Here is a 14,641-nt window from a genome sequence, read left to right as displayed (position 1 = left end):
TGGTTCCGTCACATTTGAAATTCCTGATCGGCGGGTCAATCAAAAACCGACCATCCTGAGGTCGCAAATTCATCAATGCATGATTGCCCCCGGCGGGGCTTTGGCATAATCACCTTTGAAGTCGATTTTCACCTTTGAAGGTTAAACAATGCGCCTCAGCCGTTACTTTCTGCCCGTTCTCAAGGAAAATCCCTCCGAGGCCCAGATTGTCAGCCATCGGCTGATGCTGCGCGCGGGCATGATCAAGCAGGCCTCGGCCGGTATCTACTCCTGGCTGCCACTGGGCTTCAAAGTACTGCGCAAGATTGAAAACATTGTGCACGAAGAACAGGCGCGCGCTGGCCATATCGCGATCCAGATGCCGGTCATCCAATCGGCAGATCTGTGGCGGGAATCCGGGCGCTATGATGATTACGGTCAGGAAATGCTGCGGATGAAAGACCGGCATGACCGGGACATGCTGTTCACCCCCACGGCCGAAGAGTTGGTGACCGACATCTTCCGCGGCCATGTCAGCAGCTACAAGGATCTGCCGCTGACTCTGTACCAGATCCAGTGGAAGTTCCGTGACGAAATCCGCCCGCGTTTTGGCGTGATGCGTGGCCGCGAATTCTATATGAAGGACGGCTACAATTTCGACCTAAATAAAGAGGACGCTCTGCACGCCTATAACCGCCATCTGGTGACCTACCTGCGCACCTATGAGCGCATGGGTCTGCAGGCCATCCCGATGCGCGCCGATTCCGGCCCCATCGGTGGCGACAATACGCACGAATTCCTGGTGCTCGCCGATACGGGTGAATCCGAGGTCTTCTATGACGGTGCAGTCACCGATCTGACCTTTGGTGATCGCGAGATCGATTATGACGATCGCGCGCAATGCCAGTCGATTCTCGAAGAGTTCACCTCGAAATACGCCCGCACGGATGAAACCCATGACGAAGCGCTTTTCAAACAGATCCCCGAAGACCGCCGTCGTGTAGCGCGCGGCATCGAGGTTGGACAGATTTTCTACTTCGGCACCAAATACTCCGAGCCGCTGGGCGCGACCGTCCAAGGCCCCGATGGCAAGCCGGTTCCTGTGCACATGGGCAGCCACGGTATTGGTGTCAGCCGTCTGGTCGGAGCGATCATTGAGGCAAGCCATGACGACAAGGGCATCATCTGGCCTGAAGGCGTAACCCCGTTCCATTGCGGCATCGTCAACCTGAAGCAGGGCGACGATGAAGCTGACGCAGCGTGTGACAGTATCTACAAAGCGCTGACTGCGCTGGGTCTGGACCCGCTGTATGATGATCGCAAAGAACGCGCAGGCGGGAAGTTCGCCACGATGGACCTGATAGGACTGCCCTGGCGTATCACCGTCGGGCCACGCGGTTTGAAGAACGGTGTAGTCGAGCTGACAAGCCGCCGCACCGGCAAAAGCGAAGAGCTCAGCCCCGAGGCAGCCGTCACGAAGATCGCCGAGATCTATCAGAACATCGCTTGACCTAAAGACCTCGGGCAAAAAAGGCCTGGCACCTGCCGTTCATTGGACGGCAGGGCATCACTGGAAGACGCTGTCTAACCGCGTGTGATTAGGCGTTCAGGTCTGGGCAGATGTTGGCCGCACAGCCAGTACGTCGCCATCCGCCTGATTGCCGCGTGCAACAACGATTGGACGGCCCAGTCGGCTGATCAGGTCCTTTAATTCGAAACCAAGAAACCGTAGCCCGCAAACCCGCGCACCCGTCGCAAGATCCGTGATGCACAACCGACCCTGTCGAAACGCCAGGTGGTAACCTTTGTCTTTCAGTATGTCTGACAGGTTACCCCAGCTGGCGGCGCTGGCAAAAACTGGGCGGATCGCTGCACGCAGAAGTGCTGCGGTTTCACAATCCAGATCTGTTGATACCTTGCGGGCCAAAATCGGACCCGACCCTTCCGTGTTCGTTTGAATATACATGAGCGACCCCCGCTCTTTAAAATGTGTTCCCCCAAATCAGGGTGACAAAGTTTCTCAAAATAAGCAAAAAGCGAAATAAAATTGCCTGCGAAATGTGGCATTTTGAGTTCAGTGACTCACGTAATGCCCGCATTGACTTCATAAGTGAAACAATGCGCCCTTGTCTGTGATGAGCGTCACAACCACAGGTGTAAATCATTGGTACCGCAAGCGACTTTTTTCCGAACATGACCCCGCAACCGGCCGGAAATGATTCGTTTCAGAATCGTTAAACAGGAAATTTGACGGCGTGGTTTTGGTCATAACGGGGTGCTGAAGGCCGAGAAGGATCAGGGTTTGTGGAGTTTCGCCACAGCTGTTTGCTCAAGAGACTTTCCATTGCTCAAGCTCCAGGTGCTGCCCTTCGCGCGGTTTGTTCGGCCGGAACAGACGACCTCGACACACGCGATCCCGACCGATATCGATGAGGCGATGCTGAAGGAAGGCATCGCACCAAGTCCGCAAGCGGCTTTGTGTCGGCAAGTCTCCTCAGAGCTCGAATTCCGCAAAGTCTGCGATCGAACCACGGCCGAAACTGCGCTACAACAAACTTCGGCCTTAAAGGGCTGAGGGGCAGGCGTCGGCACACAACCGGCTTGACCATCCGACGAAATGCCGAAAGTGTCGCCGCGACACAAAAACCGGAGCAGGCATGGCCAAAACACCCCCGCCCTTTGCGCCTTTTGAATGGAAAATTGCTTGGCGTTATCTGCGTGCGCGCAGGGCTGAAGGTGGCGTCAGTGCGATGACCTGGATTTCGTTGATCGGGATCACGCTGGCCGTGTTCGCTCTGATCGCGACCCTGGCCGTTCGGTCCGGGTTCCGGGCGGAGTTTGTCGGGACGATCCTTGGGGCCAACGCACATGTCACCATTTTTTCTTCTGGCGAGATCGATACGCAGGGGCGAGTGGATCGCACCATGGTCGATTACGAAGAACGGGCCACAAGTATTGCGCAGGTGCCGGGTGTTGCGCGCGCTGCTCCTTTGGTCAAAGGCCAGGTTCTAATCACCAATCGCGACCGCAGCAGCGGCGTCGAGGTTTTTGGCATCCGTCCGGATGACCTGCGGGATCTGCCGGGCGTCGCGCAAAGCGAGCAATCCGCTGGCGATTTGTCCCTGTTTCAAACGGGCGAAGATGTGATCGCCATCGGCTCGGGCGTGGCGCGCAGTATCGGTGCGACTGTCGGGGATACGGTCAAGCTGACCTCGCCCAATGGCGTGAAGACCGCTTTTGGCACTTCTCCCCGCGTCAATGCCTACCGCGTGGTTTATGTGTTTTCCGCCGGGCGCTACGACATCGATCGCACTCGCGTCTACATGCCGTTTTCACAAGCGCAGGGCTTTTTCAATCGTGACGGTGTTGCCGATGAAATTGAGGTGATGGTCGACAAACCTGAAGATCTGGGGCCCATCCTGATCCCTATCCTGGAAGCCGCTGGCGAGCGCAGCCAGATCTGGACATGGCAGGACGCCTCGGGAGGGTTCCTGCGCGCGCTTGAGGTCGAAGACAACGTGATGTTCATCATTCTCTCGATCCTCGTGCTGATCGCCGCGATGAACATCGTTTCGGGTCTGATCATGTTGGTTAAGAACAAAGGCCGCGACATCGGTATCCTGCGCACCATCGGACTGAGTGAAGGCTCGATCCTGCGCGTCTTTTTCATCTGTGGCGCCTTTACCGGGATCATCGGAACCGCGATGGGCGTGGTTCTGGGGTGCCTTTTTGCGATCTATATCGACCCGATCTTTTCCTTCGTGAATGCAGTCATGGGTGGTGGGGTTTGGGATCCGTCCATTCGGGGCATCTATGCGTTACCGGCCGAGCTGCACCTGAACGATGTGCTAAAGGCCGTGGGGCTATCGCTTGGCCTGTCCTTCATCGTCACCTATTTTCCCGCCCGTCGCGCAGCGCGGCTGAACCCGGTTGAGGCACTGCGCTATGAATGATCTGACGATGCGGTTGAGTGGTCTGACCAAGACCTATCTGAAAGGAACCCCTGGCGAGGTTCAGGTGTTGCGCGGGGTCGATCTGGACCTGCGAACGGGCGAGGCTGTGGCAATGGTCGCACCATCGGGTGCAGGCAAGTCAACGCTGCTTCATATTGCCGGGCTTCTGGACAAACCTGACGATGGGACCGTCGAAATCGGCGGGCAGAACGTGTCGGGTAAAGGGGATCGGACCCGTACATCGCTACGGCGGCAAGACGTCGGGTTTGTGTATCAGTTCCATCATCTGTTGCCCGAATTCACGGCGCTGGAAAACATCACCCTGCCGCAGCTTGCCAACGGGCAGTCCGAAAAGACCGCGCAGGACAGGGCCATGAGTTTGTTGGAACGCGTGGGTGTCGCCGAGCGAGCGGATCACCGTCCGGCGGCTTTGTCTGGCGGCGAACAACAGCGCGTGGCCTTCTGTCGGGCCTTGGCCAACAAACCACGCGTGATGCTTGCGGACGAACCGACGGGCAACCTGGATCCAGACACAGCTGATCAGGTGTTTGATGCGCTGATGTCGCTTGTGCGCGATGAAGGTCTGTCGGCCCTTATCGCCACACATAATCTTGAGCTTGCTGCACGCATGGACCGGATGGTCCGTCTGGACGGTGGGGTGCTCAGGCCAGTTGAGTGATGGCCACACCCACCACCATGACAGTGATACCACCCGCACGAATCCACGTCAGCGGCGTGACCTGAGCGCCAAACAGGCCGAAATGGTCAATCGCAGCGGTGCTGATCAGCTGTCCAACAAGCACAAAGAAAACGGCATTCCCGACGCCGAAATGCGGCGCCACATGGGTGATCGACAGGACATAGAATGCGATCAGAACACCGCCCAGCAACAGATGTTTGGGCGCCTGAGTAACCTTTGACAGGGCGTCAAATCCGGGAAACAACACCATCAACAAAGCGGATGCCAAAAACGCGATAGCAAACAAGATGACCGCCGCAGTTGTTGGCGATCCAATCAGTTTACCCAGCGCGGCGTTCAGCGCTGCAAGGATCGGAACTCCGATTCCAGCGGCCAGCATGATGGTGGCGTATTGTGTCATGGCCCGGACCCTTTGCGACGGTTTCGTTGATCTGGATCATTGCGCCAAGACGCCCGACGGGCAAGCCTGCAAATGTCAATCTTGACAGGAGGATGCGATGATCAAGGCAAGAATTGGGGCTGGGGTATTTGGGCTTGTTGCGTTGGCGTCCCAAGTCGGGTGGGCGCAGGATGTTGAAACAGGCGAAGACCTGTATATGCATTATTGCGCGACCTGCCATGGGATCGACGCCACCGGACAAGGACCGATGGCCGGAGTGCTGCTGATCCAGCCAACAGATCTGAAGTCTCTGGTCAGTGGGGATGGCGTTTTTCCTACAGCGCGCGTTGTCGCCAGGATTGATGGGCGCGACCCTTTGGTCAGCCACGGCAGCCCAATGCCGGTCTACGGACCTTACTTCGAAGGGCAGGACACAGCCATCAAAACCCATGAAGGTCAACCGATCCTGACCAGCCAACCGATTGTCGACCTGGTCGCGTATCTGAAAACTCTCCAAAAGGATTAAGTTCTCAGCGGCAAATCCCTTGAACTTTAGCCTCGCTCCAGGGGATAACCACGTCGCGCTCTCGCTCTTTCTGGGGCAGGGCTGACAGGTCAAAATGCTCGCCCAGCATGTTGTGCAGTCTTTGGGTGCGTTCCGCTTGGGGATCAAGCGCGCGGCAGCAGACGTATTCCTCCACAATAGCGCCTTGCTGTTCATACCCGTATGAGAGGAAGTCCGGCGACGTATCGAGGTCGAAAAGATAGGGATCTTTCCGTCCGCCATGCTCGGCCGCTGCGCGCAATGGATGGTATCCGGTTGTTTTGCGGTTCTGCCATTGCCAAACATGGGTCAATTCATGGGCCAGCAGCATTGCCGCGATCAAATTCATCTCGTCCGGGTATTCGGACATATAGTCTTCAAGAAACCAATCCCGCGCAAAATATACCCTGTTGAACAGGGCAATGGCTGCAGGCTTGCCAGAGACGGTGCCCTCTTCGATCGGCGGCAGAATGCGTTCGCGGCAGGCCAAACGCGGGCGCGCTTCGCGAAAATAGGTGATCTGCGTAACTGGCGCACCATCGACAAGGCGCACTCGGTCCAGATCAAGTGTTTCGCCTTGAACTGTGCTGGCAAATTCGCGCTCCAGATCTGTCAGGGGACGACCGCAAGACGCAAGACACAAAAGGGCAAAAAACAAACCGCGCAGAACCATGAAGTTAAGCCTAATATGCTGCACCCTTTCCGCAAGCCGTTTTCACACGCTAGTCGCAAAGAAAAGTAGCGGGGTGCCGGTCGGCGTGCTATCTGAGTCAGCAGCCTTGAAGGAACGGGGGTTTCTGAATGTATCTGGCTTATGTCACAACGACGGATCGCGGCGCGACGGATCGCCTGCTAAGTGCAGTGGCCGAACACTTGTTGGCTGGCGGTGCGCATCTTGCGGGGGTGGTTCAAACCAATACCGAATGCGCCGACGACAGCAAATGCGATATGGATGTGCGCGTTCTGCCGGATGGTGAGACCATTCGAATTTCGCAAACTTTGGGAACTCAATCCCGTGGATGCCGTCTGGACCCGGCTGCTTTGGAACAAGCCGTTGGATACGTGACCGCATCCCTGAAAGATGCGCCGCAGTTGCTGATCATAAATAAATTTGGCAAGCACGAGGCTGACGGACGCGGATTCCGTCCCGTGATTGCCGAGGCCCTGGCGCAGGACATTCCTGTTCTGGTTGGCGTGAACGGATTGAATACCGAAAAGTTTAACGAATTCACCGGCGGTGAGGCCGAACAGCTTGTCCCAGATGTGCAAGCCATCGCAGATTGGTTAGACCGTGTCACCGCGCGGCGAGAGGCTGCTGCCTAGGTGACGATCACCTCGCGTAACGTCCTGATATACTGACTTGTTCCGCGCCGCCCGGGCTGCGATCTTCGACGGTGGGAGGAACAGTTACATGTGGACCAATTGGGCGGGCAATCAAAGCGCCAGCACAAAACTGACGCGGCCCGCAACACTGACGGCGTTGCAAAGCGCTGTTTCTGAGTCGCAAAATTTGCGAGTTGTCGGGGCAGGGCATTCCTTTACACCCATCGTGGCAGGCGCGGATCGCATTCTGGATCTGTCGAATCTGCAAATGCCCACAGTCGGGCGTATAGAGGGCGGGCAGGTTTGGGTGAACGCCAATGCGCGTCTGCGAGATCTCTCGCTAGCGCTCGCGCAACATGGCTTTGCATTTCGCAATCTGGGCGACATCAACGCCCAGTCGCTGGCCGGTGCCGTCTCCACCGCAACCCATGGAACTGGACAAGAACTGCCAAGCATCGCCGCTGAGCTTACCGCTGCAAAGCTGGTCGGAGCCGCAGGGAACGTCCTTACCATATCAGATGTCCCGCTGGACATGGCACAGGTCACGCTCGGGTTGCTTGGGGTTCTGACCGAGGCGCGCATCAAAGTTGTGCCTAAATACAACCTGCGCCGTCAGGTGCGATTGGCCGCGCTGCAAGACAGTCTGGACATGATGCATCAAAACTGGGCCGAAAACCGGAACTTTGAGTTTTTTTACGTTCCCTTCACCGGCGCGACCGTCGAAATCCGTCATGCGTTAAGCGATGCGCCGGAAACCAATGCACCACGCGATCTGGACATGATTGCAATAAAGGTGCTGAGACTTGCGCGAAATGCCGGGCGCCTCAGCCCACGTCTGCGCGCCATGCTTTTGAAATTGCTGATACTTGCCCAATCCGAAGAGGACTATGTCGGTGAAAGTTGGCGTGTTCTGTGCAGTGACCGGCATGTGCGTTTCAAAGAGATGGAGTATCACTTGCCACCTGACGCGACAGGCGATGTGTTGGCTGAGGTGTTTCGGCTGCTGGAGAGGGATCACAAGGATATCTATTTCCCCGTCGAGGTTCGGCAGACTGCTGGCGATACAGCCTGCTTGTCACCGTTTCAGGGTGGGCCGCGTATTTCAGTGGCAATTCACACTGATGCGCATGAAGATCACCGCAAGTACTTTAACTCGATGGAACCGCTATTTGTCGAAGCAGGCGGAAGACCACATTGGGGAAAGATGCACAGCTTGACATACTCTGACTTGTCCAGACTTTACCCAGATTTCGACCGGTTCTGTGCGGCGAGAGAGCGATTGGACCCAACCGGGAAATTCCTGACGCCTGCTTTGTCCCGGCTGTTTCAACCATGAGCGATCCGTATCTGGCCCAGCTGCCTGACACGCTGCGCAACTACGGCGTCGATCAACCGGTGACGGTTGTCGATCTTGACCGTCTGGAGGCCAATTGTACCATCGCATTGGCGGCCGCAGATCCTGGAGTAAACCGGCGTCTGGTCGCCAAGTCGTTGCCTTGTCTGCCGTTGTTGGACCATATCAGACATCTGATCCCGACCTCAGGCCTGATGACCTTTTCCGAGACCATGCTGACAGCCTTGCTCAGGGCGGAAACCGGCACTGACCATTTGCTTGGCAAACCGCTTCCAGTCAGTTCGGCCGCGCGTTTACTGGCGGCGTGTTCCGATGCAGTCGATCGGGTGCAATGGTTGATCGATACCCCGGATCGCTTGCAGGAGTATCTGAAACTTGCGGAGGGCAGCAAATCTCGGTTGCGAATTTCGTTGGAAGTGGATATCGGCCTGCACCGCGGAGGGATGACATCTCATCAGGTGGCCGAGGCCGCGCGAGCCGTAGCCGCCCATCCAAATGCCCAGCTCAGTGGGTTAATGGGGTACGAGGCCCATTTGGCCAAGCTGCCCGCATTTCTCAGATCCCGCGCCGGTCGATCCTGCGCCGAAGCCTATCGCCGTGCCATTGATGCCCTTCCGGCGACCAATTCTCGGCTTTGCTTGAATACTGGTGGCAGCCTGACCTTTCAGTCCTACAAGGCGGCAGGGTTCGCCAACGAGATCGCTTTTGGCTCGGTTCTGGTGAAGCCATCAGACTTCGACCATGCCTCGACGAGGGACTTCACACCTGCGACCTATCTGGCGACGCCAATCCTCAAGGTCATGCCCGGTAACACATTGCCAGGTTTGGGTTTTCTGCCGCGTCGGAAAACTGATATCGCCGTCTTTGGCGGGTACTACATGGCCGATCCGCTTTATCCCAACGGGTTCGCCTATTCTTCTGTCTTTGGACGCTCAACCAATCAAGAGGTCTGGACCGGTCCAATGGCGGCATCCGTTCAACCCGGTGACATCGCCCTGCTTCGGCCCACCCAAAGCGAGGCGGTCTTGAATCAGTTCGGCAGATTGCTTGCGGTCCGGGATAACCAGGTTGTCCACGAATGGCCTTGCCTGCCAAATTAAAGGCTGGTTGCTAAAATCACTCATCTTTGGAAGATGGTGGGCGACCCTGGAATCGAACCAGGCGTGCGTCTCCGCGAGGGAGTTACAGTCCCCTGCCACACCTTGCGGCCTGTCGCCCACTGTCAGGCGTTGCACCTGACGTGGAGGCGTGATTACTAGCGCGCTAAAGAAGCGTCAACAGGAAAATACCGCATTGGCGCAGGAAACCTTTCGCCCGGCTTGGAGGCCCAAGAAATGAAAAAACCCAAGTGGGTCGTCGAAAAGGAACAGGCGCGCAAAGCGGCCGCATCCGAGACTGTCTGGCTGTTTGGTTTGCATGCCGTACGGGATGCTTTGATGAACCCGAAACGCCAAAAACTGCACCTTGTTGTGACCCGAAATGCGCGGGACAAACTGGCCGAAGCCATTGAGTTTGCCGGTATTGAGGCCGAGATGGCTGATCCGCGCAAATTCAGCGCTCCGATCGATCCGGGATCTGTCCATCAGGGCGCCGCGCTGGAGGTCAAACCGCTGGATTGGGGTGGTCTTGCTGAGAACTGCATTGGTCGCGAACACCCGCGGGTAATATTGCTTGATCGGGTGACCGATCCGCATAACGTGGGCGCAATTCTGCGTTCGGCCGAGGTGCTGGGGGCCAGTGCGGTGATTGGTACGCGCCATCATTCTGCGCCAGAAACCGGGGCGCTGGCCAAAACAGCCAGTGGTGCGCTGGAACGCCAGCCCTATCTACGAGTACGAAACCTGGCCGACGCGATTGTTGAGCTTCAAAATATGGGATTTCTGGTGCTTGGACTGGACGGTGATGCCGAAAATACGATTGAGGCCGCGCTGGGTGATGGACAGGATCGTCCAGTGGCATTGGTTCTTGGGGCAGAGGGGCCCGGCTTGAGGCAAAAGACCAAAGAAACCGTGGATCAACTGGTGAAAATTGACGCAGCTGGCGGGTTCGGCTCACTGAACGTATCAAACGCGGCGGCAATCGCCCTATATGCATCGCAGCACTGAAGTTAGGAAAGCGCCATTCCAGGACCGTCCAAAATCGCGACCTGCTGTTACTGCGGCACACGCGCCGCTCTGGTGCTCAAAGGGAAAGACCGGCACGAGCTCAGCTGCTCTAGCTGCGGTGCCCCATTGCATAACCTGAAGATGTTGCCCAAGCGAAAGACGTCAGATTCCAGGCCGACGCGCGATGTAGCGGCTTACCCGTCTTCTCGAAAATCCAAGCGCAAGAAAAAGAAGAAAACGATGTTTTCGCGCGTTCTGGATGAGGCATGGGATGTGATCGAAGATATCTTCGACTAAGCCACCCTGACAGCGATACAGGCGTTCACAACCGCGTCAACGGGGGTTTCACCGGGCGTCAAAAGTTGCAATTTATCACCCTCTGATCCTGATTCTGAAACCGTGATGCTGACCCGACGTTTCCTTCTTGGCGCGCTGACCGCCATCGTTTTTTCCCCTGCTGTGCAGGCACAAGACGTGCCCGTCTACTTCGAAGCAGACGGTGCCGCCATGGCGGGCTATGACCCCGTGTCTTACTTCGAAAACGAGGTACCAGTCCTTGGTGAGCCAGAGATTGCTGTTATGTGGAAAGGGGCGGAATGGCATTTTGCCTCTCCGGAACACCGGGAAATGTTCGAAAGCAATCCACGCGCTTTTGCGCCTCAGTTCGGTGGATATTGCTCGTACGCCGTGGCGCATGGTGTTCTGAAAAGCACTGACCCAAACGCGTGGCAGGTTGTTGACGGCAGATTGTACTTGACGCATTCACCTCAGGTCGAACAAATCTGGGATCAGGATCGAGGTGAATATATTCAAATGGCTGATGAGAACTGGCCAGCCATCCTGTATCAAGAATAGGGACAGGTGCGACATTTGTGAAAAGTCATCACAAAAATGAGCGCGACCTCTTTTTTTCAAACAGATCATGCCTAAATGTCACAGTGACCGCGGAACGGAACTGCCGCGGGTCATTTCACTGTCCCTCGTTCCATAACTTGCGCCCAAGGTTTCTTGGGCGCTTTTTTCTTTTCTGGACCCTGCTAAGTATAGGGTCATGACCGATTATTCTGACAAATACCTGAAATCCATTTTGCAACGGACCAAGACCGTGGCCGTTGTAGGGGTTTCGATGAACCCTGTCCGCCCCAGCTACTACGTAGCGCGGTATCTTTCCCTGAAAGGCTATACGGTCATTCCGGTCAATCCGGGGCATGCTGGCAAAGACCTGTTCGGTCAAACGGTACGCGGCAATCTTGCCGAAATAACTGATCAGGTTGATATGGTGGACATATTCCGCCGGTCCGAGGCGGTGCCACCGATTGTTGACGAAGCGCTGGAGGTGTTTCCCGACCTGCAGACGATCTGGATGCAGATCGGCGTGGAACATGCTGAGGCGGCTGCTAAAGCGCAGGCGCGGAACGTAGATGTGATCATGAACCGTTGTCCAAAGATCGAGTATCAGCGTCTGTTTGGCGAGCTTCGCATGGGCGGGTTCAGCACCGGGATCATTTCATCAAAACTGTAACTCTAACCGCCGGTGTAGGGCTTTAAACGGGCCACCTGCTCCTGCCGGCGTTTTTTCAGAACCACCTCGCGCGCAACCCAGTCGTATCGGGTATCTTCAGCCAACGGCGACCAGAACAGCACGCCACCATAGCGCCACGGGTCAAGTACGACCCCTTCATACATGGTTTCGCCACTGCTGCTGATGATGGCCGTACTGTGATCGATTCGGAACGGGTTGTCGGCGTTGGCAATGGCACGGTGCAGGGTAAGCGTGCGGAAGTTTTCCTGCTTCAATCGCCGTTCGATGTCCTCGGCCCAGTGCCAGCACAGCCCGCGCGGGCGCGTTCCTCGGTTCACCTTGGTGTTGTGGATCAGCGGCGGATCTGTGATCTGGTACTCCTGCGCCAACTGCGCGGTGTAGGCATAGGCAATACTGGCCGCGCGCTGTGCCTCTTGTGGGTCAACATCTGGCCCGAGACGTTGGATTTCGGTTGCCAGACGCTGAACATCGTCACTACTGGACGGGGGCGGCGCAGAACACGCTGTGAGCGTTAGCAGCGCAAGCAGGGCCAAAACATAGGCCATGGGTCTGATCATTCCTGCGTCCTTTGATCTGTCCTGCGCGAATGCGCGTCGAGCGGTCACTATAAAGGGGAAGTCAGGGTGGCGGAACCCGCAGGATCAACTGTCAGGCCGCGATGCCTTTTCCGCAATGCCACTTGTCCCCTGACGCCGCTCAAGCTCACTCAACACCGTGCTCAACGCCACATCGCGCGACGCCAGCATAACCAGGAGGTGGTACAGCACATCCGCCGCCTCTGCGGTCAGCTTCTCTTGGTCGCCCTTGATAGCTTCGATGATGGCCTCAATGGCCTCTTCGCCGAATTTTTCGGCACATTTCTCAGGCCCCTTCGCCAGTAGTTTAGCTGTCCAGCTGGAGTCTGGATCTGCGCCTTTGCGCGCTTCAATCGTTGCTGCCAGGTCGTTTAGAATGCTCATGCCATCCTCATGGGAATGCCGGCTGCGGCCATATGTTCCTTAGCTTCTCGGATTGTATATTCGCCGAAATGAAAGATCGAGGCTGCCAGTACCGCGCTTGCCCCGCCCTCGGTCACACCTTCGACCAGATGGTCTAGGGTGCCCACGCCGCCCGAGGCAATAACAGGTACATCCACCGCATCTGAAATCGCGCGGGTCAGGGGCAGGTTGAACCCGGCTTTGGTGCCGTCCCGATCCATCGATGTCAGCAGAATTTCGCCCGCGCCCTTGGCAACAACCGTTTTGGCAAATTCAACCGCATCTATGCCGGTTGGTTTGCGCCCGCCATGGGTGAAAATCTCCCACTTGCCGGGGCTGACGGTTTTGGCGTCGATGGCAACTACGATACACTGGCTGCCGAACTGGTCCGCCGCCTCGGCCACCACATCGGGGTTGGCCACCGCGGCCGAGTTGAAACTGACCTTGTCTGCCCCTGCCAACAGCAGCGCCCGCACATCCTCCTTGGTGCGTACTCCACCGCCGACGGTCAGGGGTACAAAGCATTGTTCAGCCGTGCGTTGTACCACGTCGAACATGGTGCCGCGGTTTTCATGCGTTGCATGGATATCCAGAAAACAGATCTCATCCGCCGCGGCTGCATCGTAGGCCTTGGCGGATTCAACTGGGTCACCCGCGTCCCGTAGACCAACAAAGTTGACGCCTTTGACCACACGGCCATCAGCGACATCCAGACAGGGAATGATGCGGGTTTTCAGCATGGAACATCCTTTGTTGCCGCACCTCTACCGGCAAAGCCCCGCCGATGCCAGACTTGTGATTGCCCGAACACGCAAAGCTGTGAAAACTAGGGTGAAATTCACAGAAGGAAGTCCGATATGCGCAAACTGATACTGGCAACTATTTTCACCTTCGGAGGGGCGCTGTCCGCAATGGCTGACGACATCATCAAAGTTCCAACAGACAAGTCTGTGGTAGAGGCGCTGGACGCGCTTGAAGCCGCAGTGGGCAACGCTGGCGCAACTGTCTTTGCCCGCGTCGATCACGCGGCAGGGGCCGAAAAGGTGGGAACGCCCATCCCGGCTAACCAAGTGCTGATTTTCGGCAACCCCAAGCTGGGGACCCCAGCCATGATGATCGATCCCGGTGCTGGCCTGTTTCTGCCGCTGAAGGTACAGGCATATGAGGACGCGGGTGGTCAGGTTTGGTTGGCCTATGAAGACCCCAAAGAAACAATGGACGAATTCGACGAGGTCGAAAAATCACCCGTCATCGAAAAGATGCGCGGCGCGTTGAAAAAACTGACAGCCGCGGCGGCCGGTTAAGCGCGATCAGATCAGGTGCTTGCGTGGCGTACCCGCGCAAGCGCATTCCGGGCGATCAGGATGTGAAACGGTAGGATCAAAGCCAGATACAGTCGCCCGCCCAGATTGTGCCGATGAACCCAAGTGGCCAATGAAACACGACCGTTTTCCGAATGTACGGAAACCCGGAAGTCAAGATGTCGGTCGTTGAAACCCGCGATCACCTCTGTTTCGTCATCATGCTCCACCGGGAAAATCCCCAACTTGTCGCTGGCATCGGGTCCGGTCTTACTTATCCCAAACGGCGCCACCAACAGGCCACGCAGGCGAACCAGCGCCGTTGCCCATGTCGGAAAAGCGGTGATGATTTCTGCCGCCCGACGCGGTGGCAGGTCCGAGGCCACGCTGAAACAATCCAGAAAATCGCCGCTTTGTAGTCGCTTGTGCAACAGACTACTGGCGGGTAAATCAGTCCGTTTGACACGCGTTTCGAACATCAGA

The 14,641-nt window shown here is 56.8% G+C and carries 20 protein-coding genes and 1 tRNA gene; 13 read left to right on the top strand and 8 right to left on the bottom strand.

The genetic code is table 11. The annotated features are described in order from the left end of the window. The first annotated feature begins 148 nt into the window (after positions 1-148). The gene (gene proS, locus Q1B21_RS03110; RefSeq protein ID WP_299079695.1) at positions 149-1,489 is read left to right on the top strand and encodes a proline--tRNA ligase; all 1,341 of its coding nucleotides are present in this window, start codon (positions 149-151) and stop codon (positions 1,487-1,489) included. A 96-nt stretch (positions 1,490-1,585) separates the two neighbouring features. On the opposite strand, the gene Q1B21_RS03105 is transcribed toward proS, so the two are convergent. Next, on the bottom strand, positions 1,586-1,945 hold the full coding sequence (locus tag Q1B21_RS03105) for a hypothetical protein (RefSeq protein ID WP_298933287.1): 360 nt from the start codon (positions 1,943-1,945) through the stop codon (positions 1,586-1,588). A gap of 309 nt (positions 1,946-2,254) precedes the next feature. Here Q1B21_RS03105 and Q1B21_RS03100 point away from each other — a divergent pair, with 309 nt between their 5' ends. The 3 genes from Q1B21_RS03100 (at position 2,255) to Q1B21_RS03090 (ending at position 4,611) form a co-directional block, all read left to right on the top strand. Further along, positions 2,255-2,554, top strand: coding sequence for a hypothetical protein (locus tag Q1B21_RS03100; RefSeq protein WP_299885747.1), 300 nt, complete (start codon positions 2,255-2,257; stop codon positions 2,552-2,554). An 82-nt stretch (positions 2,555-2,636) separates the two neighbouring features. Continuing rightward, positions 2,637-3,932, top strand: coding sequence for a lipoprotein-releasing ABC transporter permease subunit (locus tag Q1B21_RS03095; protein ID WP_299885744.1), 1,296 nt, complete (start codon positions 2,637-2,639; stop codon positions 3,930-3,932). Beyond that, a complete protein-coding gene (locus tag Q1B21_RS03090; RefSeq protein ID WP_299885741.1) occupies positions 3,925-4,611 on the top strand; it encodes an ABC transporter ATP-binding protein in 687 nt (228 codons plus the stop codon). Before Q1B21_RS03095 ends, Q1B21_RS03090 begins: the two co-directional genes overlap by 8 nt. Here the strand turns inward: Q1B21_RS03090 and Q1B21_RS03085 are convergent. After that, on the bottom strand, positions 4,595-5,032 hold the full coding sequence (locus Q1B21_RS03085) for a DMT family transporter (RefSeq protein WP_298933278.1): 438 nt from the start codon (positions 5,030-5,032) through the stop codon (positions 4,595-4,597). The genes Q1B21_RS03090 and Q1B21_RS03085 overlap by 17 nt on opposite strands. Before the next feature lie 97 nt (positions 5,033-5,129). Between Q1B21_RS03085 and Q1B21_RS03080 the strand changes: the two genes are divergently transcribed. Further along, complete coding sequence (locus Q1B21_RS03080; RefSeq protein WP_299885737.1) at positions 5,130-5,537, top strand: c-type cytochrome; 408 nt, start codon at positions 5,130-5,132, stop codon at positions 5,535-5,537. 4 nt (positions 5,538-5,541) lie between these two features. Here the strand turns inward: Q1B21_RS03080 and Q1B21_RS03075 are convergent, their stop codons facing one another. After that, positions 5,542-6,228, bottom strand: a complete 687-nt coding sequence (locus tag Q1B21_RS03075; protein ID WP_299885734.1) for a hypothetical protein — start codon at positions 6,226-6,228, stop codon at positions 5,542-5,544. A 128-nt stretch (positions 6,229-6,356) separates the two neighbouring features. Between Q1B21_RS03075 and Q1B21_RS03070 the strand changes: the two genes are divergently transcribed. The 3 genes from Q1B21_RS03070 (at position 6,357) to Q1B21_RS03060 (ending at position 9,332) form a co-directional block, all read left to right on the top strand. Beyond that, positions 6,357-6,878 (top strand): DUF2478 domain-containing protein, encoded by a 522-nt coding sequence (locus Q1B21_RS03070; protein WP_299885731.1) that lies wholly within the window; start codon positions 6,357-6,359, stop codon positions 6,876-6,878. 88 nt (positions 6,879-6,966) lie between these two features. Next, the gene (locus tag Q1B21_RS03065) at positions 6,967-8,214 is read left to right on the top strand and encodes a D-arabinono-1,4-lactone oxidase (protein WP_299885728.1); all 1,248 of its coding nucleotides are present in this window, start codon (positions 6,967-6,969) and stop codon (positions 8,212-8,214) included. Next, the gene (locus Q1B21_RS03060) at positions 8,211-9,332 is read left to right on the top strand and encodes an alanine racemase (RefSeq protein WP_299885725.1); all 1,122 of its coding nucleotides are present in this window, start codon (positions 8,211-8,213) and stop codon (positions 9,330-9,332) included. The genes Q1B21_RS03065 and Q1B21_RS03060 overlap by 4 nt, the downstream gene beginning before the upstream one ends. Positions 9,333-9,366: 34 nt before the next feature. Here Q1B21_RS03060 and Q1B21_RS03055 read toward each other — a convergent pair. Further along, positions 9,367-9,450: transfer RNA gene (locus Q1B21_RS03055), tRNA-Tyr, on the bottom strand. Between the two features lie 116 nt (positions 9,451-9,566). Between Q1B21_RS03055 and rlmB the strand changes: the two genes are divergently transcribed. The 4 genes from rlmB (at position 9,567) to Q1B21_RS03035 (ending at position 11,859) form a co-directional block, all read left to right on the top strand. Next, positions 9,567-10,337 carry a 23S rRNA (guanosine(2251)-2'-O)-methyltransferase RlmB gene (rlmB, locus tag Q1B21_RS03050; protein ID WP_299885721.1) on the top strand — a complete coding sequence of 257 codons (771 nt, stop codon included), beginning with the start codon at positions 9,567-9,569 and terminating at the stop codon, positions 10,335-10,337. A 126-nt stretch (positions 10,338-10,463) separates the two neighbouring features. After that, positions 10,464-10,634 (top strand): hypothetical protein, encoded by a 171-nt coding sequence (locus Q1B21_RS22355; RefSeq protein WP_366525386.1) that lies wholly within the window; start codon positions 10,464-10,466, stop codon positions 10,632-10,634. A gap of 105 nt (positions 10,635-10,739) precedes the next feature. Next, positions 10,740-11,192 carry a YHS domain-containing (seleno)protein gene (locus Q1B21_RS03040; RefSeq protein WP_299885718.1) on the top strand — a complete coding sequence of 151 codons (453 nt, stop codon included), beginning with the start codon at positions 10,740-10,742 and terminating at the stop codon, positions 11,190-11,192. Between the two features lie 196 nt (positions 11,193-11,388). Next, entirely contained in the window at positions 11,389-11,859 is a 471-nt protein-coding gene (locus Q1B21_RS03035; protein ID WP_299885715.1) for a CoA-binding protein, read from the top strand. Between the two features lie 2 nt (positions 11,860-11,861). Here Q1B21_RS03035 and Q1B21_RS03030 read toward each other — a convergent pair whose 3' ends face one another. The 3 genes from Q1B21_RS03030 to hisF form a co-directional block, all read right to left on the bottom strand. Continuing rightward, a complete protein-coding gene (locus tag Q1B21_RS03030; protein ID WP_299885712.1) occupies positions 11,862-12,437 on the bottom strand; it encodes a hypothetical protein in 576 nt (191 codons plus the stop codon). Positions 12,438-12,521: 84 nt separating this feature from the next. Further along, positions 12,522-12,839, bottom strand: coding sequence for a phosphoribosyl-ATP diphosphatase (locus Q1B21_RS03025; RefSeq protein ID WP_299079737.1), 318 nt, complete (start codon positions 12,837-12,839; stop codon positions 12,522-12,524). After that, positions 12,836-13,597 carry an imidazole glycerol phosphate synthase subunit HisF gene (gene hisF, locus Q1B21_RS03020; protein WP_299885709.1) on the bottom strand — a complete coding sequence of 254 codons (762 nt, stop codon included), beginning with the start codon at positions 13,595-13,597 and terminating at the stop codon, positions 12,836-12,838. Before hisF ends, Q1B21_RS03025 begins: the two co-directional genes overlap by 4 nt. Before the next feature lie 117 nt (positions 13,598-13,714). Here hisF and Q1B21_RS03015 point away from each other — a divergent pair, with 117 nt between their 5' ends. Further along, positions 13,715-14,161, top strand: a complete 447-nt coding sequence (locus Q1B21_RS03015; RefSeq protein WP_299885706.1) for a DUF302 domain-containing protein — start codon at positions 13,715-13,717, stop codon at positions 14,159-14,161. 11 nt (positions 14,162-14,172) lie between these two features. Here Q1B21_RS03015 and Q1B21_RS03010 read toward each other — a convergent pair whose 3' ends face one another. Beyond that, positions 14,173-14,637, bottom strand: a complete 465-nt coding sequence (locus Q1B21_RS03010; protein ID WP_299079745.1) for a DUF2867 domain-containing protein — start codon at positions 14,635-14,637, stop codon at positions 14,173-14,175. Positions 14,638-14,641 lie beyond the last annotated feature (4 nt).

The sequence above is a fragment of the uncultured Ruegeria sp. genome, from assembly GCF_947504215.1.
Taxonomy (GTDB): Bacteria; Pseudomonadota; Alphaproteobacteria; order Rhodobacterales; family Rhodobacteraceae; genus Ruegeria.
The sequence above is the reverse complement of the archived record's forward strand: the minus strand, read 5'-3'. Positions and strand labels throughout refer to the sequence as shown.

Excerpts from the sequence above, each read along its gene's own strand:
- proS (WP_299079695.1), top strand. The coding sequence starts at position 149 with ATGCGCCTCAGCCGTTACTTTCTGCCCGTTCTCAAGGAAAATCCCTCC.
- Q1B21_RS03105 (WP_298933287.1), bottom strand. The coding sequence starts at position 1,945 with ATGTATATTCAAACGAACACGGAAGGGTCGGGTCCGATTTTGGCCCGC.
- Q1B21_RS03095 (WP_299885744.1), top strand. The coding sequence starts at position 2,637 with ATGGCCAAAACACCCCCGCCCTTTGCGCCTTTTGAATGGAAAATTGCT.
- Q1B21_RS03090 (WP_299885741.1), top strand. The coding sequence starts at position 3,925 with ATGAATGATCTGACGATGCGGTTGAGTGGTCTGACCAAGACCTATCTG.
- Q1B21_RS03085 (WP_298933278.1), bottom strand. The coding sequence starts at position 5,032 with ATGACACAATACGCCACCATCATGCTGGCCGCTGGAATCGGAGTTCCG.
- Q1B21_RS03080 (WP_299885737.1), top strand. The coding sequence starts at position 5,130 with ATGATCAAGGCAAGAATTGGGGCTGGGGTATTTGGGCTTGTTGCGTTG.
- Q1B21_RS03075 (WP_299885734.1), bottom strand. The coding sequence starts at position 6,228 with ATGGTTCTGCGCGGTTTGTTTTTTGCCCTTTTGTGTCTTGCGTCTTGC.
- Q1B21_RS03070 (WP_299885731.1), top strand. The coding sequence starts at position 6,357 with ATGTATCTGGCTTATGTCACAACGACGGATCGCGGCGCGACGGATCGC.
- Q1B21_RS03065 (WP_299885728.1), top strand. The coding sequence starts at position 6,967 with ATGTGGACCAATTGGGCGGGCAATCAAAGCGCCAGCACAAAACTGACG.
- Q1B21_RS03060 (WP_299885725.1), top strand. The coding sequence starts at position 8,211 with ATGAGCGATCCGTATCTGGCCCAGCTGCCTGACACGCTGCGCAACTAC.
- rlmB (WP_299885721.1), top strand. The coding sequence starts at position 9,567 with ATGAAAAAACCCAAGTGGGTCGTCGAAAAGGAACAGGCGCGCAAAGCG.
- Q1B21_RS03040 (WP_299885718.1), top strand. The coding sequence starts at position 10,740 with ATGCTGACCCGACGTTTCCTTCTTGGCGCGCTGACCGCCATCGTTTTT.
- Q1B21_RS03035 (WP_299885715.1), top strand. The coding sequence starts at position 11,389 with ATGACCGATTATTCTGACAAATACCTGAAATCCATTTTGCAACGGACC.
- Q1B21_RS03030 (WP_299885712.1), bottom strand. The coding sequence starts at position 12,437 with ATGATCAGACCCATGGCCTATGTTTTGGCCCTGCTTGCGCTGCTAACG.
- Q1B21_RS03025 (WP_299079737.1), bottom strand. The coding sequence starts at position 12,839 with ATGAGCATTCTAAACGACCTGGCAGCAACGATTGAAGCGCGCAAAGGC.
- hisF (WP_299885709.1), bottom strand. The coding sequence starts at position 13,597 with ATGCTGAAAACCCGCATCATTCCCTGTCTGGATGTCGCTGATGGCCGT.
- Q1B21_RS03015 (WP_299885706.1), top strand. The coding sequence starts at position 13,715 with ATGCGCAAACTGATACTGGCAACTATTTTCACCTTCGGAGGGGCGCTG.
- Q1B21_RS03010 (WP_299079745.1), bottom strand. The coding sequence starts at position 14,637 with ATGTTCGAAACGCGTGTCAAACGGACTGATTTACCCGCCAGTAGTCTG.